Raw genomic sequence first — 21,739 nt, forward strand, 5'->3', positions numbered from 1 at the left:
GCAAAGAATATGGCATTGATATGGGTAATCCCAGAATTTCTCCAGAAAAGGGAGCTGATTATATTATAAAAGCTCAAGGCATTATAAATTTTGATTTTTCAAAAAGACCAGATGACCCCAAAGTAGAAGTTCAAAGTAATACAATAAGTTATGGGCATTCAGTGATAAAAGATAAGTTGGATAAGCGTAATCTTGGACAAATGATCGTTGATTTTTTAAAAAATATTTTAGGGTTAAATTACGTTAAAAATATTTCTCCAGAGGTTCCTGAGAGTGTGGAAGAAAATATTAGTACTACAGATGTTTGTGCTAAGTCGTTGTAATTCACTAATACTTTTAAGTAGAGTTTCATAAATTCCCAACCTAGTGCTGTTACAGCATTAGGTTCCAGCGTTTCTCGTTTAATTTTCTGATACTATGATGTATTATCGGAATGTTTTTATTCAGTTAAGCAAAATTGTTATTAACTTGACCATTAATGGAAGCTTATGAAAAAACACAATTTTCAATGGGCAGTTGTCGGCGCAGGTCCTGCAGGCATTGCTGCAGTAGGAAAATTATTGGATAATGGCATTTTGCCCAAGCAAATTGTGTGGTTTGATCCTCATTTTAAAGTGGGGGATTTAGGAGTTTTTTGGCGAAATGTATCCAGTAATACCAAGGTAAAATACTTTAGCTCTTTTCTACTTGCTGCCAAATCTTTTGCTTATAAAAATGCATCAAATAATTTTGAACTTAATAATTTACCTGAAGAAGAAACATGTACTTTAAGTTATGTTGTTGAACCATTGCAATGGATCACTGATCATTTAAGACAAAAAGTTAAGGCAATAAAAACTACAGTTCATCAAATGTTTTTATCTGAGCGCATTTGGACTTTATCCACAGTCAATGGATGTTATACAGCTAAGAACGTGGTTTTGGCTACAGGTGCTTTACCCTCTTCGCTTGATTATCCAGGCCTTAAAGTGATTTCATTTGATATGGCAATTGATAAGGACAAACTAGCCTCGCTTGTGAATTGTAATGAGACTTATGGCGTATTTGGCTCATCCCATTCAGCAATAATTATTGTCCGATATCTTGTAGAGTTAGGAGTTAAAAAAGTAATTAATTTTTACCGATCCCCTTGTCGCTATGCTATAGAACTGGATGATTGGATACTTTTTGATAATACAGGACTTAAAGGGAAAACAGCAGCCTGGGCACGGGAAAATATAGATGGTACTTTGCCAGCTACTTTGGTGCGTTATAACACCTCTGAACCTAATATTGCATGTTTTCTACCTGAATGCGATCAAGTAATTTATGCAGTGGGTTTTGAAAAGCGCAAAAATATTGTGATTGGTGATTATGAAGATCTGCGACATAATCCTCATGTAGGAATTATAGGTCCTGGTTTATTTGGTTTTGGTATCGCCTATCCAGAAATTAAAACAGATTCTGTTGACAATGTAGAATCCCAGGTTGGATTATGGAAGTTTATGGTTTATCTTAATAAAGTAATGCCAATTTGGTTTAACTATTCTACATAATCTTTCACAGTTAATTTTATTTCTATGATGTTCCAATAAATTTAAATCTTGCAGTTATCGATATTTGTTTGTTGTTATCTAAACTATGTTCGAGGTTTAAGGAGAACTATTATCGCTAAAATAATTCGTTATTTCTTCTGTTCTAGTGAAGTAATAACTTTTTTAAGTAGTCTTTTTTTTACCCTAGCATATAACATTACATTTTGGACAGAATTAATGTCGGGTAAAGAGTTAATGAGTCCACATAGCTGGTTCATTATCTTATGCACAGCAATATCGATTACCGGTTTGCAATGGTTTTTATTATTGTTGTTTGTTAACCGATGGACCTTTCGATGGTTCATGATCAGCTTATTTTTTGTCACCTCAATTGTAGTTTATTTTACGACGACGTTTCATATATATCTTGATCCTATCATGATTAATAATGTATTAAGTACTGATTATCAGGAAAGTAAAGAACTGCTTCAATGGCGAATTATTCCTTATTTTTTATTGTTAGGAATTCTTCCATCCTGGATCATTTGGCATATTAGAATATATAAAAGAAGTTTAACTTCTTATTGGATAGGACGTTTTGGCACACTTTTTTTGTCACTTTTTATGTTTTTTGGTGGTGCATGGGCAGTATTTAATGATCTGAGTCCACTACATCGAGAACGAAAAGAAATTGTCTATTTGATTACCCCCTTAAATTTGTTTACTTCTTCAGTGACTGCTTATTGGGAAAAGCATCGAGCTAATGCAAATAGAGCTAAAATCATTATTGGAGGGGATGCCCATCAGCGGTCACATATGAAGCATAGCAAACCGAGAGTGATTATTCTTGTTGTGGGCGAAACAGTACGTGCTGCTAACTGGGGATTAAATGGTTATCGCAGACAAACAACTCCAGAACTAGCGAAATATCATCTCTTTAATTTTAATCAGGTAACAAGTTGTGGAACCTCAACTGCTGTTTCTTTACCTTGTATGTTTTCACCTTATGGTTTTCATGCCTATAACGAACAACGTATTTTTCAAAGTGAATCGTTATTGCATCTTTTGCATCGCATAAAAATTTCGGTGTTATGGCGGGACAATCAATCAGGATGCAAGGGAGTTTGTGATGGGGTTCCTGTTGAGGAATTAAAAGATGATTTTTTATGTACTAATGGAAGATGCTTAGATGAAATTCTTCTTTATCAACTGAAAGAGCGGATTGCTGCTACAAATCATGATCAACTCATAGTATTACACATGCTTGGTAATCATGGGCCTGCCTATTTTGAACGATATCCGAAACAGTATAAAGTTTGGCAACCGATCTGTGAAACCAGCGATTTGTCTCGCTGTTCGCAGCAGGCTATTGTAAATACTTATGATAATGCCATTCTGTACACAGATAGTATTCTAGCGCGTACAATAGATGAGTTGAGCACTATTACTAGCCATGATACAGGATTAATTTATGTATCCGATCATGGTGAATCATTGGGAGAATATAATTTGTTTTTGCATGGTTTGCCTTATGTTATTGCCCCAGATGAGCAAAAAAAAATACCGATGGTTTTCTGGTTATCTAATGGCTTATCTCAGCAATTAGGCTTAAATGAAGATTGCTTAAGTGCTAAACAAACGGATCAATTCTCACATGATTATCTTTTTTCAACGGTATTGTCATTATTTGATGTAAAAACAGATGTTTATGATAGACAATTTGATTTAATTTATTCTTGTCTTAAAAGATCTTAAGGTATATCCCTGACTAAATCATTAATAGGAAATTTAACAAAATCATGTTGACAAAATAAATTGCTTTAGATTAAATGAGCTACCCACAGCAAAGTGATTTTGAATTGATCGAACATTACATCGAGAAAACAAATAAAGAAAAAGGCAGCCTTGCAACTGCTTATTTTATCTTCTTTCTAGCAGCATCTTTTTACTTGTATGAATTTATTTTACAAGTAGCACCTAGCGTCATGGCTGATTCCATGATGAAAACTTTTGGTGTTACCGGCGAAGGTTTTGGTTTTATCTCTGCCTTTTATTTTTATGCCTATGCACCAACTCAATTGCCCGCCGGGGTTTTATATGATCGCTATGGCCCTAGAAAATTAATGACCTTTGCCATTATTTTATGTGCCTTGGGTTCAGCTTTTTTTGCCTCTACAGACAGTATATTTACCGCTTGTGTTGGTCGTTTCCTAATCGGAATTGGATCTGCATTTTCGTTCATTGGTGTTTTGGTATTATTATCACGCTGGTTTCCTCCTTATTACTTTGCCATTTTAGCAGGTGTTGCTCAATTAATGAGTTCCGTTGGTGCTATGTTTGGTGAAATGCCTTTAGCTTATTTAATTCAGAATGTAGGCTGGCGTAATGCAAGTTTTATTCTCTCTGCTATTGGTTTTATCTTGGCAGTGTTTTTTTGGTTGTACATACGTGATTATCCTCATCAACAAAACCAGACTGCTCCTGAACATTACTTACATAATGAATGGAAACGATTGGTAGCAGTTTGCAAACATGCACATACTTGGATTGTTGGTGGTTATGCATTTGCAATTTGGACGCCAATTGCAGTATTTGCGGCACTTTGGGGTGTACCCTATTTACAAGAAAAATTTCAAATAAGCGTAGTTGCAGCTTCTGGTTTATGCAGTATTATTTGGATTGGAATTGGTATTGGTAGTCCTTTATTAGGCTGGCTAAGCGATAAAATCGAAAGCCGTCGCATTGCATTAATTATTAGTGCTGCTTTAGGCTTGATAGCTACGCTCATATTACTTTACTTGCCTGGGTTGACCTATGGATGGACGCCTTTTGTTTTGTTTGTATTAGGTTTAGGGGCTGGTGGTCAAACAGTGAGTTTTGCGGTAGTTAAGGAGAATAATCCTGTTGAATTAGTAGGTACAGCCTCTGGTTTTAATAATTTATCTGTGCTTATTGGTGGTGCTCTATTCCAGCCTTTAGTGGGTTACATATTACAGCATACTGGTTCTTGGCATGTAGTAAATGGAGTACATGTATACAGTGCAGAAAGCTATCAAATTGCATTGCTTGTTATGCCTTTATGTTTCTTACTCAGTTTGCTAATAGCTGGCTTTTTACTTAAAGAATCTCACCCAGCACAACATATTTAGTACGCTGTTGCTAGGCAAAGCTTCGAAGGTTAGAGCATTATTTATTCTTGCTCTTATTTTCAGGCAAATGAAATGCCAACCCAATAAATAGAAAGAATAATATCTGCACTGCATTGCAATAAAGACCAAAATGAAGATTATTGTGCTGTTTATAGAACATATTCGCTGCTTCGATACCTATGGCTCCAATTATCATGACACTTAAGCTTATCAAAGCAGAGACGGTTCCTTTACTTACTGAAGTAACATAGAGACAGAATCTGTTTAAAGGGGCGTTAACTAAACTGAGAGCAAAGAAATAAATAATTACTCCTGGGAGTAAATAATAATAGTCGTTACCATAAACAAAAGGTAGAGCTGAGATTAGTATTGCTCCTGCTATCATTATCAGGCAACCGACAAAGATAATTTTTTTTATTTCATACTTATAAGTTAGCCTATGGAGAAACCAGTTTCCTAATATGGTCGCACCAAAAACTGGAAGCTGCCAAAGTCCATATTGTATTACAGTAAGTTTGGCTTCTTTAATGAGAATAATAGGTGACAGCGCGATCCAGGCGAGACATGGGATACCTACAGTACCAATAGCTAAGGCAGACCAACAGAAAACCTTATTGGTAAGCAGTTTTTTATAATTTCTAAATACATTCTGCGCAGAAAACTTAGTTTTGGTTATTATTTCCCCTGTTTTTTTAACGTGGTTAATTGGTTCAGGCATAAAACGCCATAATCCCCACAGAGCAACTAAGGCTGCTAATGCAATGCAGATAAAGATATAGCGCCAGGAAGTATAATAAATTACTATTGCACCCAGTATAGGTCCTAATAATGGCGCAAGAATGGCTGCGTTTGCCATAATGGAGATAATACGAATCGCATCCATTTCCTCAAAAATTTCTTGAATTGTGGCATAACCAATTACTCCAATAAAGCATAAACCCATGCCTTGAAAAAAACGTGCTATTAAAAATTGATTCATTGAGTTTGAGCTGGCAATGAAAAGGGTAAAAATAAAAAACAAACAGGCGCCTAATAGCATCAAAGGGCGACGTCCATAAGCATCGGATATTGGTCCTAGAAAAACCTGTAAACTAGCACCACCAAGAATATACACTGTGAGTGATGTGGCAACAGTAGATTCTGGTGCGTTAAACGACTGTACCACATGAATCATTCCTGGCATGATCATATCATTAGCAATATAAGTTAGAAATTCATATAGGACGAGAAAGCAGGCAAATAGAATGGCTTGCCTTTTTGTTATAGAAATTAGTGGTTCAGACATAAATTAAGCCTTACGTTATCAGCGTCGTCAATAAGTAATCATTCACGTCTTCTAAGAGCAAAGATCTCCCCTAAACAAATACGTTGATAATTTAGTAATCTAGATATTCAAGGTGTGTTTTATTGGAATTATATGATTTAATTTTGTATAATAAAACCCATTTTTCAATTATTTATGCCATACACCCTAAAAAATCCAGAAAGTGCTGTTTTTCTTTCTCGTTGCCTAAATAGGTTTTTAAGCGTTCTATTGAACTATAATATTCATCGTGATTAATAATCCCTCGCATTAATTCAAAACGTAAATACACACAATAAGTATTCAACACATCTGTTTCACAATAATCACGAATATTTTTTATTTGACCTGCAATATACTGTTCCCAAACTTTAGAACCACTCATACCCATTTTTCCAGGAAAACCCAACATAGTGGCAAGATCATCTAATGGTGCAAACGCCTTATTTTGATAGCCGGCAATAATATCCATAAGATCTATATGTCGATAATGAAAACGGCTCAAATAATTATTCCAACGAAAGTTTTGCTGATTTTCACCTACTTCCCAATAGGTAGGGGCAGCAATACTATGCAATAATGCACGGTAATGTAAAACCGGTAGATCAAATCCACTGCCATTCCAACTAACCAAAGTGGGTGTGTGTTTATCTATTCCTGAAAAAAAGCGTGTTATCAATTCTTTTTCATCGGAAGATTCATCACCAAGTGACCATGCTTTAATTTGTGATCCTTGGCTAAGCACTAAAGAAATGGCACAAATTTTTTGTAAGTAATGAGGTAGAAAATCATTGCTGACTTTAGCACGTCGTAAGGCAAACATTGCTTGGGCGGTATCTTCATCAGATAAGCCGTGCAAATCATATAACCTACGCCCAGTTTCTACATCGGGAATGGTTTCTATATCAAATACAAGAATGGCCATAGTTAATTACTTATTTTATTTAGTTAAAAGAAATTTTAACATGAGCTCCTTTGACTTCCTAACAACTTTCTTTCTAAGTGACTCATAAGTGTATGTTATCGCAGATTTTTTATGTACGAAGCTAATTATATTTGATATTATTAACTTTTTGTTATTTGCTTGCTTATGGACTCTTTGCTTCAATTTAATAAGGCACGAACGGCTATTTTTTTATTGTTGCCTCTAGTACTCATAGCCTGTGTAAGCCATCCTCCATCTGATTTAAATAATGTTTGTAGGATATTTAAAGAAAATCCTAGGTGGTATACTTATGCCAAAGATGTTGAGCATCGTTGGAAAGTTCCCATCTCTGTACAAATGGCAATTATTCATCAAGAATCAAAATTTGTAGCTCATGCAAAACCTCCGCGTACCAAGTTATTGGGATTTATCCCCTGGAAAAGACCTTCAACTGCTACAGGTTATGCTCAGGTTTTACATGGAACCTGGAAAGAATATAAATTAACGAATGGTGGACTTTTATCTTCTCGTCATAATTTTGCTAATGGGGTTGATTTTATTGGTTGGTATGCCAATCTAGCTCATAGAAGGGCAGGAATTGATCGCTCTGACGCAAATTCACTTTACTTGGCTTATCACGAAGGGATTGGTGGATATCAACGTAAAACCTATTTGAAAAAAGCATGGTTATTGCCAGTCGCTCGTAAAGTTAAGGCACGAGCTCAACTTTATGCAATGCAATTGAACTCGTGTAAAGGTTCTTTAGAACACAGATCTTGGTTCTAATAATTGAGTTTCAAAAAATTTTTTTCAACTTCGGTATAGATCTCTTTTAATCAGAAAGAACAAATTCTATAACTGACATTAATTTATAAAGTTTAAAAGTGATGTATACTTCAGAGAATTAAATTGAAGTAGTTACTAAGGAGTTTTTTGATGCGATTAATGCTTTTGGGTGGGCCAGGTGCTGGAAAAGGAACCCAGGCTTTACAGTTAATTAAACGTTATAAAATACCGCAAATCTCTACTGGTGATATGTTGCGTGCGGCTATTGCCCAAGGTACTCCACTGGGTTTAAGTGCTAAAAAAATTATGGAATCAGGCAAACTTGTTTCCGATAATATTATTATTGACTTAGTTAAAGAACGTTTAAAAAGCAGTGATTGTAAAAATGGTTTTTTATTTGATGGATTTCCAAGAACTTTAGTTCAAGCTGACGCTTTAAAACAAGCGGGTGTGCATTTAGATCATGTGATTGAAATTGCTGTCGATGATGAGGAAATTATTAAACGCATTAGTGGACGACGCATTCATCAACCTTCTGGTCGTGTATATCATATTATTAATCAACCCCCACAGCATGAGGGTTTGGATGATGTTACGGGTGAACTGTTAATTCAACGAGAAGATGATAAAGAAGAAACGGTAAAAAAGCGACTGGAAGTTTATCGAAATCAAACAGAGCCCTTAATCAATTATTATAAAAGCTGGGCGGCTAGTAACGATCCTGATGCTCCTTTATTTCATAGTATTATAGGTACCGGAAGTATGGATGATGTGTTTCATAAAGTGATTAATTCACTGGAAGCAAAGAAGGGATAAAACATGCCAAGCCAAAATGTGACAAGCACTGAATTTGAGTCATTAATTAATGAAAACCAAATAGTGTTTATTGATTTTTGGGCAGATTGGTGTGCTCCTTGTAAACAATTTACCACAATTTATGAACAGGTTTCTGTGCAGTTTCCTAATATAAAGTTTGCAAAAGTAAATATTGAAGCAGAGCAGGAACTGGCTAATTTTTTTGAAATACGCTCGATTCCGCATCTTATGGTGTTTAAAGATGCTATTGTTGTTTATTCGAATGCGGGAAATATGCCTGCTTCCGCATTGAATGAGTTAGTTCGGCAAGTTCTGGCCACTGATATTAGTGCAATAAAGGCTCTCTTTGAACAGGGTGATCAACAGAAATAATGTTATCTAGGTATGCAGCCAGTTCTTTTTTACTGATTGCATCCATGGTTAAACTAAGTCGAGTGCGACGTTTGAGAATGTCATCACAATGACGTGCCCATTCTTCTAAAATTAAATAATCGACCTCAACTTGGTATAGGTCTGTCCCATATTTTTTTCCTAAAGAGTGTTCACTAGTGCATAATACAAGAAATTTTTCCATAAGCGTGCCATATGTGTATAAATAGCGATTAAATAATTTAGGGTTCATCCATTGATACTTTGTTTTGGCATAGTGTATATAATGTTCAAACTTCATTTGTTCAAAAGTAGCCCCAGGAAGAGGTGTTGTGGTAGTAGTTGACGGCTTTATTTGAGGAAAAACGGCAATTAACTGGTTTACTGCCTCTTCAGCTAATTGTCTGTAGGTAGTAATTTTCCCACCATAAATAGTAATAACGGGTGCAGGTTTAAGGCTAAATTCAAAATTATAATCGCGACTTAATGATTGAGCTTCTTTATTGGTATTGGCCAATAAAGAGCGAACCCCGCTCCAAGTATAGAAAACCTCTTTTTTAGAGACTTTAGTTTTAAAATATAAATTCACTAAATTAAGTAAATAATTGATTTCTTCGTCACTAATACTGACTTTATCTGGTTGTTCTGTCACTGGTACATCAGTTGTGCCAATCATGCTAAACCCATGGTAGGGAATAACAAATATAACTCGTTTATCATGATGTTGTAAAAAATAGGCATGATTACCTTCGTAAACTGGAGGCACGACAATATGACTTCCTTTTATCAGGCTGATTTTTTGATGATTGGAAATTTTTGTTAACTGTTCCACTGCTTTTACCCAAGGCCCAGCTGCGTTAATTAAAGTTTTGGCATGAATTTTATATTCAGGACCTGTTTGTGGTTGAACAGTTAATTGCCATAAATTATCGATAGTTTGAGCATGGGTTACTGTTGAATAGGTTTTAATATTAGCGCCATGATTTTTGGCCTGAATTGCATTAACAATAGTCAGACGTGCATCATCTGCAGCACCATAATAAAATAGAAAGCCATGATCCAGATCGTTCCTTAAAGGGGTAAAATATAGTTCGTTTTTTTTTCTATTAATATTTTTGCATTTAGGTAAACGATTTTTACGATTTAGATAATCGTATAGAAACAATCCCAAGCGCAAGAACCAGGCGGGGCGCATATGTTTTTCATAGGGTAAAACAAAAGCTTGGGGATGCACTAAATGAGGGGCAAGATTTAAGAGTCTTTGTCTTTCGGTAATGGCTTTTTTTACCAGAGCAAATTCATAGTTTTCTAAATATCTTAATCCACCATGAATAAGTTTAGTGCTGTTTGAAGAAGTATTTGAAGCTAGATCTTCTCGCTCTAGGAGGATCACCGACAGGCCTCTTAAAGCGGCATCGGCTGCACAACCACACCCATTGATGCCGCCACCAATAATTGCAACATCAAAAACTTGATCCATGTTTTAGTCTCCACAAAAAAAGATTACACTCTAAATAATATACAATGTAATTTCTTATGATGTCATCCTTATGTGCTGAGATATAAAGTAAGGTTGTTTTGAGAAGGATTAAGGACTGCGAATAAATGAATTACTTACTTGCTATAGATCAGGGGACAAGCAGTACACGGGCCATGATTTACACACTTCACGGCAAATTAGTTGCTTACAGCCAATATTTATTAAAACAATATTATCCTAAAGCCGGGTGGGTTGAGCATGATCCTGAGGAGCTATGGCAAAAAACATTAATTGCTCTGCGCGAGGTCGTTGCTAAAGTTCCAAAAGAGAAAATTATTTCTTGTGGTTTAACTAATCAACGTGAAACTACAGTAATTTGGCATAAGAAAACAGGTGTCTGTCTTGCACCTGCAATTGTTTGGCAAGATCGAAGAACGGCAGAATACTGTCATGCATTTGTTTCTGAATCCTCTATGATTCAAGAAAAAACTGGTTTGCTTCCAGATCCTTATTTCTCGGCAAGTAAACTGAAATGGTTGCTAGAGAATAACCCTGAAGCACAACAGCTTGCAAAACAAGGAGATCTTGCTTTTGGAACGATAGACAGTTTTTTAATTTGGCGATTAACACAACAGCATTTGCATTTAACAGATATCACCAATGCTTCAAGAACCATGTTATTTAACATCAAAACAGCACAATGGGACTCTGATTTATTGAATCTTTTTGCACTACCTGAATCCGTTTTACCAGAGGTTCGTGCTTGCGATAGCCATTTTGGTCTGATTGATAAACGATGGCTTGGAATGGAATTACCTATTACCGGAGTGGCTGGTGATCAGCAGGCGGCATTAATTGGCCAAGGATGTTTTGAGTCAGGAATGGTGAAAGGAACGTATGGTACAGGTGGTTTTTTATTGCTCAATACTGGGGCTAAAGCTGTACTTTCACACCATAAACTCCTAACCACAATTGCCTATAAAATTAAGGGTAAAATTACATACGGTTTAGAAGGAAGCATTTATCATGCAGGAACTACGGTAAGATGGTTGCGTGATGAGATGAAATTAATAGCTACTTCTGGAGAAACAGAGTCATTGGCACAAAGTTTGGATGGAAATGATGGTGTGTATTTGGTTTCTGCGTTTACTGGTTTAGGGGCTCCGCACTGGCTATCAACACCAGGTGCAATAGTGACTGGATTATCGCTTTCCACTAAAAGAGCTCACTTTGCGCGGGCGGCATTAGAAGGTATATGTTATCAAACGCGCGAAATATTTGCTTGTATGCGCGAGGATAGCTGTTTGAATTTATCGTTATTGCGTGTTGATGGAGGCATGGCTGTTAATCAGTGGTTTTTACAGTTTTTAGCTGATCAATGCCAACTTCAAGTACAAAAGCCTAAGGACATAGAAACAACGGCGAAAGGGGCGGCTATTTTAGCAGCCTTAGGAAGTGGGGTTTTCAATTCCTTGGAGGAATTGCAGACAACCACTTGGGGGATTGAACAGAAATTTCAGCCTACTCGTACTATTGAGCAAGTAGAAGCCGATTATTGCGGTTGGCAACAGGCATTACGCACCTTGTTTTGTAAATAAGTTTCTAATGCGTGTCGTCCCGAAGGCTTCGTGATCGCGCACGCAAAATCCATTTTCAACTAAAACTTGTGTCTAAATATTGTTGCATTATCCGCTTGAGCTTGCACACTTTGTAAATTAGTTTCCACAGCGAATAGTCCTTTTACTTTAAGAGGGTCAGATTTATCTCTCGCATTTGCTCATTTTTAGATTATATTAAAAATAAAGATACTATTGTTGCATTAGAGCAACAAATTAAGCAATTAACAATCAATGGGAATTCAGATTCCAGTTACGCTTTTGTTCGCAAAAAATTGGTTTTAAAACAACAAAAATTCAGATGCTGCAAGCGGCGGAATCTATTGTTGTCGAAGCACTTAAAAATCCCAAAACTAATATAAAAAGCGCACTAAATTTCTTTCATGGTGCTGATTCTAAAAAAGAACGATACCAGTTATTAAATACAGGATTAGAATGTCTACAAAAAGAAATTGAAAGACAACAAGAAAAAATAGCTTCATTACAGGATTGTTTACCACCTCATTCTCATTAATGAAATTAGAGGCTCTATGTAGCCCCTATATCAAAAAGAATAAGATTAAGGAACATTCCTGGTTTTTTCACCAGTATATAGCTGGCGAGGTCTGCCGATTCTTGATTTAGTGGCAACCATCTCCATCCAATGGCTCATCCACCCCACGGTACGTGCTAGAGCGAAGATTACCGTGAACATGTTTGTCGGAATGCCAATTGCACTTAAAGTTAGGCCTGAATAGAAATCGACATTAGGATAAAGTTTCTTTTCAATAAAATAATCATCTTCAAGAGCAATACGCTCTAACTCCATGGCCAGTTTGAACAAAGGAGCATCTTTAGCACCGACTGCTTCCAGAACGTCATAACATGTTTGACGCATTACTTTAGCTCTTGGATCATAGCTTTTATAAACACGGTGACCAAAACCCATTAAACGGAATGGATCATTTTTATCTTTAGCGCGTTTAATGTAGTGGTCGATTTGGCTAATATCCCCAATTTCTTTTAACATGTTTAAGCATGCTTCATTTGCACCACCATGAGCAGGGCCCCATAAAGCACCAATTCCTGCAGAAATACAAGCAAAAGGATTAGCGCCCGTTGAGCCAGCCAGGCGAACTGTAGAGGTAGAAGCATTTTGCTCATGGTCTGCATGTAAAATAAATATAGTATCCATTGCTTTGACTAAAACAGGATCTGGAGTAGTGTCTTCAGAAGGGACACCAAACATCATATGTAAAAAGTTTTCAGCATAGGTCATTTTATTTTTTGGATACATGTAAGGCATGCCCGTTGAGTATTTGTAACTCATCGCTGCTAATGTAGGCATTTTAGCAACCAGGCGAATTGCAGAAATAAAACGATCCTGGGCATTATTTAAGTCCATAGTATCGTGGTAAAATGCAGATAAAGCGCCAACGATTCCTACCATAATGGCCATGGGATGAGCATCACGACGAAAACCGTTAAGAAATTGATACATTTGTTGGTGAACCATAGTGTGATTGTTAATTAAACTAACAAAATCTTTTTTTTCTTCTTTATTTGGTAACTCACCATTCAACAAGAGATAACTTACATCAAGAAAATCTTTTTTTTCTGCTAGTTGTTCAATTGGATAACCCCTGTATAACAGGATACCATTCTCTCCATCAATATAAGTGATTTTAGATTCACAGGAGGCTGTAGAGAGAAAACCTTGATCAAAGGTAAATACGCCACGTGAACCAAGTTTAGTAATATCAATCACCTCATTACCTAAAGTAGGTGTATAAACTGGTAATTCTAATGGTTCTTGGCCTTCGATGCTAAGTTTGGCTAGTTTATTTGTCATTGCTTCTCCTGTTTCTAAGCATTTTTTATTTTCTAGTTGCGCACGGCACTATATACAAAATGAGCACTTGCAGTCAATTTAAACCTACCCTACGAATATTATGGTGGAGATTTAAAAAGAATAACAGGAAAAAAATTAGTAATTTGTGCTTCAGATTAATCTGGCTGAGATTTAGTATGCAAAAGTACATCTTTTAGAGACGCTTTTTTTTAAAGTGTTCGATTCAATTACAACGTACTGTATGTTATCCTTTACCACAGAATTTATCATAAGGATACGTCCAAATCATGGTTTATCTAGCTAAAGAAGTCTTGTCAGTTAATATTGAAGACGAATTAAAGCAATCCTATCTGGATTATGCTATGAGTGTCATTGTCGGTCGGGCTTTGCCTGATGTTCGCGATGGACTGAAGCCCGTTCACCGGCGTGTGCTTTTTGCTATGAGTGAATTGAGTAACGATTGGAATAAACCTTACAAGAAATCTGCTCGTGTAGTGGGGGATGTGATTGGTAAATACCATCCACATGGTGATACAGCAGTTTACGATACTATTGTGCGTATGGCCCAGCCATTTTCCATGCGTTATCTTTTGGTTGATGGACAAGGGAACTTTGGTTCTGTTGATGGTGATGCTCCTGCGGCAATGCGTTATACAGAAGTAAGAATGTCTAAGGTAGCCCACGCCTTATTAGCTGATTTAGATAAAGAAACTGTTGATTTCAGTCCCAATTATGATGAAACAGAATTTGCCCCAGTAGTTCTACCTTCTCGGATACCGAATTTGTTAATCAATGGCTCTTCGGGTATAGCGGTAGGTATGGCAACTAATATACCACCTCATAATTTAACCGAAGTGGTTAATGCCTGTATTGCTTTAGTCGATAATCCCGAGCTTAGTCTGGATGAAATTATGGAAATTATTCCTGGTCCAGATTTTCCTACCGCAGCGATTATTAATGGTAGAGCAGGAATCATTCAGGGTTACCGTACTGGAAAAGGGCGAGTTATTATTCGTGCCAGAACGGAAATAGAAACTGACGAAGACACAAACCGTCAGGCAATTATTATCCATGAATTACCTTATCAAGTGAATAAAGCACGCTTAGTAGAGCGTATTGCTGAATTGGTTAGGGATAAGAAAATTGAAGGTATTTCAGGTCTTCGTGATGAGTCGGACAAGCAAGGTATGCGGGTAGTCATTGAGTTAAAGCGTAATGAAGTAGCTGATGTTATTTTGAATAACTTATTTGCTCACACCCAAATGCAAAATGTGTTTGGTATTAACATGGTTGCTTTGGTTGATGGTCAGCCACGTACTTTGAACTTGAAACAAATTCTGGAATATTTCATTAAACACCGACGTGAAGTAGTTACCAGGAGAACCTTATTTGAATTGAAAAAGGCAAGAAGTCGTGCTCATTTGTTGGAGGGCTTGGGAATAGCCCTTGCGAATATCGATGAAATGATTGCTTTAATTAAACAATCACCTACGCCTCAGGATGCGAAAGAGGCATTGTTAGCTAAAATATGGCAACCCGGTATGGTTAGTAGTATGTTGGCGCGTGCTGGTTCCGATGCATCAAGGCCTGATGAATTGACTGCTGAGTTTGGCTTAAGTGAGGTAGGATATAAATTATCAGTAGCACAAGCACAAGCCATTCTGGAATTAAGGTTACATCGATTAACTGCCTTGGAACAAGAGAAAATTCTAGGTGAGTTTGAAGAGTTATTAATTTTAATTAAAGAATTATTAGACATTTTGGCTTCTCCAGAACGTTTGATGCAAGTAATACGTGATGAGCTTCAGGAGGTTAAAACACAATTTGGTGATGAACGCCGGACTGAAATTACTGCATCACAAGAAGATTTAACGATTGAAGATCTTATTACGGAAGAAAATGTTGTGGTTACCTTATCACATCAAGGTTATGTGAAATATCAACCAATTAGCGCTTATCATGCGCAACGTCGTGGGGGTAAAGGAAAATCTGCGACTAATGTTAAAGAAGAAGACTTCATCTCTCGTTTGGTAATTGCAAGCACACATGATACCTTGCTCTGTTTCTCAAATCACGGCAAGTTGTATTGGCTGAAAGCCTATCAACTTCCTTTGGCAAGTCGTATTTCACGGGGTAGACCAATTATTAATATTCTTCCTTTGGCGGAAGGGGAAGAAATTAATGCTATGTTACCTGTCAGAGAATACCAGGAAGGATATTATGTATTTATGGCAACTCGTAGGGGAACAGTAAAAAAAGTGCCATTAAACGCCTTTAGCAGACCACGTTCGAATGGAATTATTGCTGTTGATCTGGATGATAATGATCGTTTGGTTGGTGTCGATATTACTGACGGTACTAAAGACATCATGTTATTCACCGATGCTGGAAAAGTAATCCGTTTTGACGAATCTAAAGTACGTTCTACAGGCCGTACTGCTCGTGGTGTACGAGGTATTCGTATAGAAGAGGACCAGGCAGTAATTTCCTTAATTGTTGCCCATCCTAATGGAACTATTTTGACTGCAACTGAAAATGGCTATGGTAAACGTACTGATCTAGAAGAGTACCGAGTATCTGGGCGGGGCGGGCAAGGCGTTATTTCCATTCAAGTGACTGAACGTAATGGCAAGGTGGTACGCTCAGTACAAGTTAATGACAATGATGAAGCCATGTTAATTACTGATAAAGGAACATTGGTGCGCTTTAGGGTCAATGAATTATCTGTTATCGGTAGAAATACTCAAGGGGTTCGTCTGATTAATGTTAGTTCTGGTGAGCTCGTAGTTGGTATGCAAAAAATCGAGGATTTAGGCGAGAAAGAATCTGAAGAATTGGAACAAGAAAATGATGCTTCAGAAATAGAAAACAGCAGTGATCAGCATGACGTCCAGGATATATAATTTTGGTGCCGGTCCGGCAATGCTTCCTGAGCTCATACTAAAAGAGGCTCAGGAAGAATTTCTTGACTGGCAGGGTACCGGAATGTCTATTCTTGAAATAGGACATCGTACCCCAGAGTTTATATCACTTTTAAATCATGCGCAAAACACCCTAAGAGACCTATTAACTATACCGAAAAATTACCACATATTATTCTTGGGTGGTGCTGCCCGTATGCAGTTTGCCATGATTCCAATGAATTTTTTACGAGCAGATGAATACGCCGGGTATTTAGATACTGGAATATGGTCGCATTTGGCACTTCTTGAGGCTCAGAAACTAAAGAATGCCTATTGCATTGCTAGTGATGAAAAGAATGGTTATAAAGCAATTCCCGAACCCCATTATTGGAATATAAAAGAAAATACTACGTACCTATATTATACGCCTAATGAAACGATAAATGGCGTACGGTTTCCTTATGTGCCTAAGGCTGAAGAAACTACAGTAGTCGCAGATATGACTTCATGTCTGCTTAGTGAACCTATAGATATTAGAAATTATGGCTTAATTTTTGCCGGTGCTCAAAAAAATATTGCCAATGCAGGATTAACAGTAGTCATTATTAGAGATGATTTATTAGCTAAAAAAACGAATCCACCTGTACCCACGATGCTTGATTATAAAATTCATGCTGAAAATGACTCGTTGTATGCTACACCACCCGTATTTAATTGTTATATGGCTGCAAAAATGTTTGATTGGGTAAAGGCACAAGGGGGCATCGAGACACTTTTTAAGTTAAATTGTGAAAAAGCAGCTAAATTATATCATTATTTAGATAGCAGTGATTTTTATTGTACTCACGTCAGCAGAGAAGCACGCTCCCTAGTTAATGTCTGTTTTTCATTAAAGAATACCAATCTTGAGGAACTCTTTGTGCAGCAGGCTCAGTCACGAGGATTAAGTGCTATAAAAGGACATCGGTATATTGGCGGAATTCGTATCAGTATTTATAATGCAATGCCAATGTCTGGAGTTGATGCTCTAATTCAATTTATGTCCGAATTTGCAAGTAACCCTAGTGGCAAACATCGGTAGGAACTTTGTTCAAACAACCCCTTAACCGCCTTATAGGCCCTGTCTCATCTTTGGGAAGAAGAGAGAAGAAAGGAAGTTATTTGGGAGGAAAACAATCTGTGAAAATAATTAACTTAGTGAGTAAACCATCGCATTCATTAAGAGGAGAAATTAGTATTCCTGGAGATAAATCGATTTCTCATCGATCCATTATACTTGGGAGTATTGCGAAAGGAACTACAGTTATTAACGGGTTTCTTGATGGTGAAGATTGTATGGCTACTTTACGTGCTTTCCGGGCAATGGGCGTTACTATTGAAGGTCCCGATGAGCAGCAAGTTGTAATTCATGGTGTAGGAAAACATGGATTAAAAAAGCCAAAGCAGGTAATTGATTGTGGTAATTCAGGTACCAGTATGCGTTTACTCGCTGGATTATTGGCAGCACAAAATTTTGATAGCCAATTGGTCGGTGATGAAAGTCTATTAAAAAGACCTATGTTACGCATTAGTAAACCATTGAAGCAAATGGGTGCTCATGTTTCTACTGTTAATGATAAACCACCAATTATTATTAGAGGTGGTAAAAAAATTACCGGAATACATTATGTAATGCCAGAAACAAGTGCACAGGTGAAATCATGTATTTTGCTCGCGGGGCTTTATGCACAAGGTGAAACAAGCATTACTGAAACAGGTATAAGTCGCAATCACACTGAAATCATGCTTGAAAGTTTCTCTTATCCTGTATATCGATCTGAGAATACCATTACTATTAATTCTAAAAGCGAATGCTTGGCGACAGAAATTTTTGTTCCTGGTGATATATCCTCTGCTGCTTTTTTTATTGTTGCTGCTACGATTATTCCTGGCTCTAATCTTCTTATTCGTCATGTTGGAATTAACCCCACACGTACTGGGATAATCCATATTTTATTGGAAATGGGTGCTGATATTACTCTTTCAAATCAGCGACAAGAGGGGGAAGAATGGGTCGCCGATTTACGAGTTCGACATGCACCATTGAAGGGGATTAATATTCCTCAAAAAGTAGTTCCACTTGCAATTGATGAGTTTCCCATTATTTTTATTGCTGCTGCCTGCGCTAAGGGGCAGACTACGCTTCATGGCGCAAAAGAGCTTCGCTTTAAAGAAAGTGATCGTATTGTCGCAATGATCAATGGATTACACCATTTAGGTATTAAAGCTCAAGCATTGGATGATGGGGCATTAATTGAAGGAGGAGTTTTTCAGGGAGGAACAGTAGATGGCTTCGGCGATCATCGTATTGCTATGTCTTTTGCAATTGCCGGAACAGTGTCTAATGCGCCAGTTAGTGTAAAAAACTGTGCGAATGTAGCTATATCATTCCCATTGTTTATAGAGACAGCAAAAGAAATTCAACTTCAAATAGAGGAGGAAGTAGCTGATAATGTATGATGAAAAAATTCCGGTAATTACCCTTGATGGGCCTAGTGGAACGGGGAAAGGTACTCTCTGTCATTTGCTTGCCAAGCATCTTCATTGGAATAGGCTTGATAGCGGTGCTATCTATCGAGTTTTAGCTTATGCTGCAAGAAAAAATAAGATTGAATTGAATGGGGTAGCTCAATTAACCAATTTAGCTCATTCCCTTAATTTACACTTTAAATCCTCTGATGATAATACTTCTCAAGTGATATTAGATAATGAAGATATCAGTACAGTAATCCGTAGCGAACAATGTGGTCAGGATGCTTCACAAATTGCTGCAATTCCTGAAATAAGGCAGGCTTTATTAGAACGTCAACGAAATTTTGCCCAAGCTCCCGGCTTAGTGACTGATGGACGAGATATGGGCACAGTTGTTTTTCCAAATGCATTTTTAAAAATATTTTTATATGCTAATGAAAAAGAGCGTGCAAATAGACGTTATTTGCAGTTGAAAGAAAAAGAAAATAATGTTAGGCTCGCGCAGGTTATAGAAGAACTGGTTAAACGTGATACAAGGGACACTGCGCGTATGCATGCGCCATTAAAGCCTGCAGATGATGCAGTGCAAATTGATACAACAAGTTTAAGTATTGAACAATCATTCAATACTGTATTAAAATTAATTGATGATCGTTTGCATCATGTTTAATGTTTGACTGTTACTTAGGGGGAAAGGTGAGTGAACGCTCATCCTTTCATTTTTTTACTAAAGAGTTTATTAACATGTCTGAAAGTTTCAAAGAATTATTTGAGCAAAGTATCGTAGGTGCTCAATTTTATCCCGGTGCTATTATTGCCGCTAAAGTAATTAGCATTGATAGTGATTATGTCATTTTAAATGCTGGATTAAAATCTGAAGGTATTGTTGCTGTAGAAGAATTTTATGATAAAGATGGCGCACTGGAAGTTAGTTTAGGCGATACTGTTGAAGTAGCACTAGATTCAGTTGAAGATGGCTACGGCGAAACGCTCCTTTCACGAGAAAAAGCAAAACGTCAAGAAGCTTGGCGCAAATTATCTAAATCTCATGAGAACAATGAAACAGTTACTGGTCTTATTTCTGGTAAAGTTAAAGGTGGTTTCACTGTTGAAATCGGTACTATTCGTGCGTTCCTTCCTGGTTCATTAGTAGACGTCAGACCTGTAAGAGACCCTTCTTATCTGGAAGGCAAAGAGCTCGAGTTTAAAGTAATTAAGATGGATCTAAAGCGCAACAATATTGTTGTGTCCCGACGTGCAGTGGTTGAAGAAGAAAGCAGTGCTGATAGACAAGCTTTGCTTGAGTCCTTACATGATGGTCAAGAGCTTCACGGTATCGTTAAAAATCTAACAGACTACGGTGCGTTTATTGACCTTGGCGGTATAGATGGCTTACTCCATATTACTGACATTTCATGGAAGCGTGTGAAGCATCCAAGTGAATTATTATCTGTCGGTCAAGATGTAAAAGTTAAAGTATTAAGTTTTGATAACGAAAGAAACCGTGTTTCATTAGGTATGAAACAATTAGGTAACGATCCGTGGGTTGATTTAGTTGAACGGTATCCTTTGCAAAAGAGATTACAGGGTAAAGTTACTAATATTACCGATTATGGTTGCTTCGTTGAAATTGAAGAAGGTGTTGAAGGTTTAGTGCATATGTCAGAAATGGATTGGACTAATAAAAATGTTCATCCAAGTAAAGTAGTTTCTATGGGAGATGTCGTTGACGTAATGGTTCTCGAAATTGATGAAGAAAGACGTCGTATTTCTTTAGGTATGAAACAATGTGTTGGTAATCCATGGCAACAATTTGCTGCATCACATAGTAAAGGTCAAAAAGTTAGTGGTAAAATTCGTTCAATTACAGATTTCGGGATTTTCATTGGCTTAGATGGTGAAATTGATGGTTTGGTTCACTTATCTGATATTTCCTGGACTGTTCCTGGTGAAGAAGCAGTAAAACAGTTTAAGAAAGGACAAGAGTTAGAGGCTGTTATTCTTGCAATTGATCCAGAGCGTGAACGCATTTCATTAGGTTTAAAACAACTTGAAGGTGATAACTTTACAACCTTTGTTGAAGAGTATACTAAGGGTGCAATTGTCAAGGGTATTGTAACTACAGTGGATGCTAAAACTGTTACTGTAGCCTTGGGTGATGACATTGTTGGTATTATTCGTGCTAGTGAATTGTCCGCAGATGAACGTATTGATGATGCGAAAAATCACGTTAAGGAAGGCGATGAAATTGAAGCTAAGATCATCAATGTGGATCGTAAAAACCGCTCAATTGCTCTTTCAATAAAAGCGAAAGATGCTCAAGACGAAGCGGATGCGATTAAGAAGTATTCTCGAACGGAGGGTACATCAACCACTACTTTAGGTGATTTACTTAAAGAGAAAATGGCAAGCAAAGAGGGAGAGTAATCTCCTTTTAAATCAATAAGTTAAAAGAGCAGATAATTTCTTATCTCCGCTCCAAGGTTTAACTGCGGAATCCAGCGCTCAAGTACTAGAACGCTAGGTTTCGCTGACA

At 37.1% G+C, this 21,739-nt stretch carries 18 protein-coding genes; 14 read left to right on the forward strand and 4 right to left on the reverse strand.

The genetic code is table 11. The features are described from left to right. From WA877_RS01370 to WA877_RS01385, 4 genes are all read left to right on the forward strand, one after another. The coding region (locus WA877_RS01370; protein ID WP_425169151.1) for a hypothetical protein at positions 1–323 on the forward strand (323 nt) is incomplete at its 5' end. Between the two features lie 165 nt (positions 324–488). Then, a complete protein-coding gene (locus WA877_RS01375; protein ID WP_425169152.1) occupies positions 489–1,535 on the forward strand; it encodes an FAD-dependent oxidoreductase in 1,047 nt (348 codons plus the stop codon). 48 nt (positions 1,536–1,583) lie between these two features. Then, positions 1,584–3,269 carry a phosphoethanolamine transferase gene (locus tag WA877_RS01380; RefSeq protein ID WP_425169153.1) on the forward strand — a complete coding sequence of 562 codons (1,686 nt, stop codon included), beginning with the start codon at positions 1,584–1,586 and terminating at the stop codon, positions 3,267–3,269. A 74-nt stretch (positions 3,270–3,343) separates the two neighbouring features. After that, entirely contained in the window at positions 3,344–4,663 is a 1,320-nt protein-coding gene (locus tag WA877_RS01385) for an MFS transporter (RefSeq protein ID WP_425169154.1), read from the forward strand. 37 nt (positions 4,664–4,700) lie between these two features. On the opposite strand, the gene WA877_RS01390 is transcribed toward WA877_RS01385, so the two are convergent. Beyond that, positions 4,701–5,948: an MFS transporter gene (locus WA877_RS01390; protein WP_425169155.1), complete on the reverse strand. Its 1,248-nt coding sequence runs from the start codon at positions 5,946–5,948 to the stop codon at positions 4,701–4,703. A gap of 172 nt (positions 5,949–6,120) precedes the next feature. After that, on the reverse strand, positions 6,121–6,891 hold the full coding sequence (locus WA877_RS01395) for a 3'-5' exonuclease (RefSeq protein WP_425169156.1): 771 nt from the start codon (positions 6,889–6,891) through the stop codon (positions 6,121–6,123). Positions 6,892–7,056: 165 nt separating this feature from the next. On the opposite strand from WA877_RS01395, the gene WA877_RS01400 reads away from it, so the two are divergent. The 3 genes from WA877_RS01400 (at position 7,057) to WA877_RS01410 (ending at position 8,865) form a co-directional block, all read left to right on the forward strand. Then, a complete protein-coding gene (locus tag WA877_RS01400; protein ID WP_425169157.1) occupies positions 7,057–7,677 on the forward strand; it encodes a transglycosylase SLT domain-containing protein in 621 nt (206 codons plus the stop codon). Positions 7,678–7,827: 150 nt separating this feature from the next. Further along, positions 7,828–8,493, forward strand: coding sequence for an adenylate kinase (gene adk, locus WA877_RS01405; RefSeq protein WP_425169158.1), 666 nt, complete (start codon positions 7,828–7,830; stop codon positions 8,491–8,493). 3 nt (positions 8,494–8,496) lie between these two features. After that, a complete protein-coding gene (locus tag WA877_RS01410) occupies positions 8,497–8,865 on the forward strand; it encodes a thioredoxin family protein (protein ID WP_425169159.1) in 369 nt (122 codons plus the stop codon). On the opposite strand, the gene glpD is transcribed toward WA877_RS01410, so the two are convergent. After that, on the reverse strand, positions 8,819–10,342 hold the full coding sequence (glpD, locus tag WA877_RS01415; protein WP_425169160.1) for a glycerol-3-phosphate dehydrogenase: 1,524 nt from the start codon (positions 10,340–10,342) through the stop codon (positions 8,819–8,821). The genes WA877_RS01410 and glpD overlap by 47 nt on opposite strands. 125 nt (positions 10,343–10,467) lie before the next feature. Here glpD and glpK point away from each other — a divergent pair, with 125 nt between their 5' ends. After that, positions 10,468–11,940, forward strand: a complete 1,473-nt coding sequence (gene glpK / locus WA877_RS01420; RefSeq protein WP_425169161.1) for a glycerol kinase GlpK — start codon at positions 10,468–10,470, stop codon at positions 11,938–11,940. A gap of 319 nt (positions 11,941–12,259) precedes the next feature. Next, positions 12,260–12,472 (forward strand): hypothetical protein, encoded by a 213-nt coding sequence (locus tag WA877_RS01425; RefSeq protein ID WP_425169162.1) that lies wholly within the window; start codon positions 12,260–12,262, stop codon positions 12,470–12,472. Between the two features lie 45 nt (positions 12,473–12,517). Here WA877_RS01425 and gltA read toward each other — a convergent pair whose 3' ends face one another. Then, on the reverse strand, positions 12,518–13,789 hold the full coding sequence (gene gltA, locus WA877_RS01430; RefSeq protein ID WP_425169163.1) for a citrate synthase: 1,272 nt from the start codon (positions 13,787–13,789) through the stop codon (positions 12,518–12,520). 287 nt (positions 13,790–14,076) lie between these two features. On the opposite strand from gltA, the gene gyrA reads away from it, so the two are divergent. The 5 genes from gyrA (at position 14,077) to rpsA (ending at position 21,630) form a co-directional block, all read left to right on the forward strand. Beyond that, a complete protein-coding gene (gene gyrA / locus WA877_RS01435; RefSeq protein ID WP_425169164.1) occupies positions 14,077–16,692 on the forward strand; it encodes a DNA gyrase subunit A in 2,616 nt (871 codons plus the stop codon). After that, on the forward strand, positions 16,673–17,773 hold the full coding sequence (serC, locus tag WA877_RS01440; protein ID WP_425169165.1) for a 3-phosphoserine/phosphohydroxythreonine transaminase: 1,101 nt from the start codon (positions 16,673–16,675) through the stop codon (positions 17,771–17,773). Before gyrA ends, serC begins: the two co-directional genes overlap by 20 nt. 104 nt (positions 17,774–17,877) lie before the next feature. Next, positions 17,878–19,191, forward strand: coding sequence for a 3-phosphoshikimate 1-carboxyvinyltransferase (aroA, locus tag WA877_RS01445; RefSeq protein WP_425169167.1), 1,314 nt, complete (start codon positions 17,878–17,880; stop codon positions 19,189–19,191). Then, the gene (gene cmk, locus WA877_RS01450) at positions 19,184–19,873 is read left to right on the forward strand and encodes a (d)CMP kinase (RefSeq protein WP_425169166.1); all 690 of its coding nucleotides are present in this window, start codon (positions 19,184–19,186) and stop codon (positions 19,871–19,873) included. The genes aroA and cmk overlap by 8 nt, the downstream gene beginning before the upstream one ends. Positions 19,874–19,947: 74 nt before the next feature. Continuing rightward, positions 19,948–21,630, forward strand: a complete 1,683-nt coding sequence (gene rpsA, locus WA877_RS01455; protein ID WP_425169168.1) for a 30S ribosomal protein S1 — start codon at positions 19,948–19,950, stop codon at positions 21,628–21,630. Positions 21,631–21,739: the final 109 nt, after the last annotated feature.

It is taken from the genome of Legionella sp. (genome assembly GCF_049790535.1).
Taxonomy (GTDB): domain Bacteria; phylum Pseudomonadota; class Gammaproteobacteria; order Legionellales; family Legionellaceae; genus Legionella.

Bases quoted from the DNA above. Each gene is read 5' to 3' on its own strand.
- glpK (WP_425169161.1), top strand. From the start codon at position 10,468: ATGAATTACTTACTTGCTATAGATCAGGGGACAAGCAGTACACGGGCC.
- gyrA (WP_425169164.1), top strand. From the start codon at position 14,077: ATGGTTTATCTAGCTAAAGAAGTCTTGTCAGTTAATATTGAAGACGAA.
- WA877_RS01410 (WP_425169159.1), top strand. From the start codon at position 8,497: ATGCCAAGCCAAAATGTGACAAGCACTGAATTTGAGTCATTAATTAAT.
- WA877_RS01400 (WP_425169157.1), top strand. From the start codon at position 7,057: ATGGACTCTTTGCTTCAATTTAATAAGGCACGAACGGCTATTTTTTTA.
- serC (WP_425169165.1), top strand. From the start codon at position 16,673: ATGACGTCCAGGATATATAATTTTGGTGCCGGTCCGGCAATGCTTCCT.
- rpsA (WP_425169168.1), top strand. From the start codon at position 19,948: ATGTCTGAAAGTTTCAAAGAATTATTTGAGCAAAGTATCGTAGGTGCT.
- adk (WP_425169158.1), top strand. From the start codon at position 7,828: ATGCGATTAATGCTTTTGGGTGGGCCAGGTGCTGGAAAAGGAACCCAG.
- gltA (WP_425169163.1), bottom strand. From the start codon at position 13,789: ATGACAAATAAACTAGCCAAACTTAGCATCGAAGGCCAAGAACCATTA.
- WA877_RS01375 (WP_425169152.1), top strand. From the start codon at position 489: ATGAAAAAACACAATTTTCAATGGGCAGTTGTCGGCGCAGGTCCTGCA.
- WA877_RS01385 (WP_425169154.1), top strand. From the start codon at position 3,344: ATGAGCTACCCACAGCAAAGTGATTTTGAATTGATCGAACATTACATC.
- WA877_RS01395 (WP_425169156.1), bottom strand. From the start codon at position 6,891: ATGGCCATTCTTGTATTTGATATAGAAACCATTCCCGATGTAGAAACT.
- WA877_RS01425 (WP_425169162.1), top strand. From the start codon at position 12,260: ATGCTGCAAGCGGCGGAATCTATTGTTGTCGAAGCACTTAAAAATCCC.
- cmk (WP_425169166.1), top strand. From the start codon at position 19,184: ATGTATGATGAAAAAATTCCGGTAATTACCCTTGATGGGCCTAGTGGA.
- WA877_RS01390 (WP_425169155.1), bottom strand. From the start codon at position 5,948: ATGTCTGAACCACTAATTTCTATAACAAAAAGGCAAGCCATTCTATTT.
- glpD (WP_425169160.1), bottom strand. From the start codon at position 10,342: ATGGATCAAGTTTTTGATGTTGCAATTATTGGTGGCGGCATCAATGGG.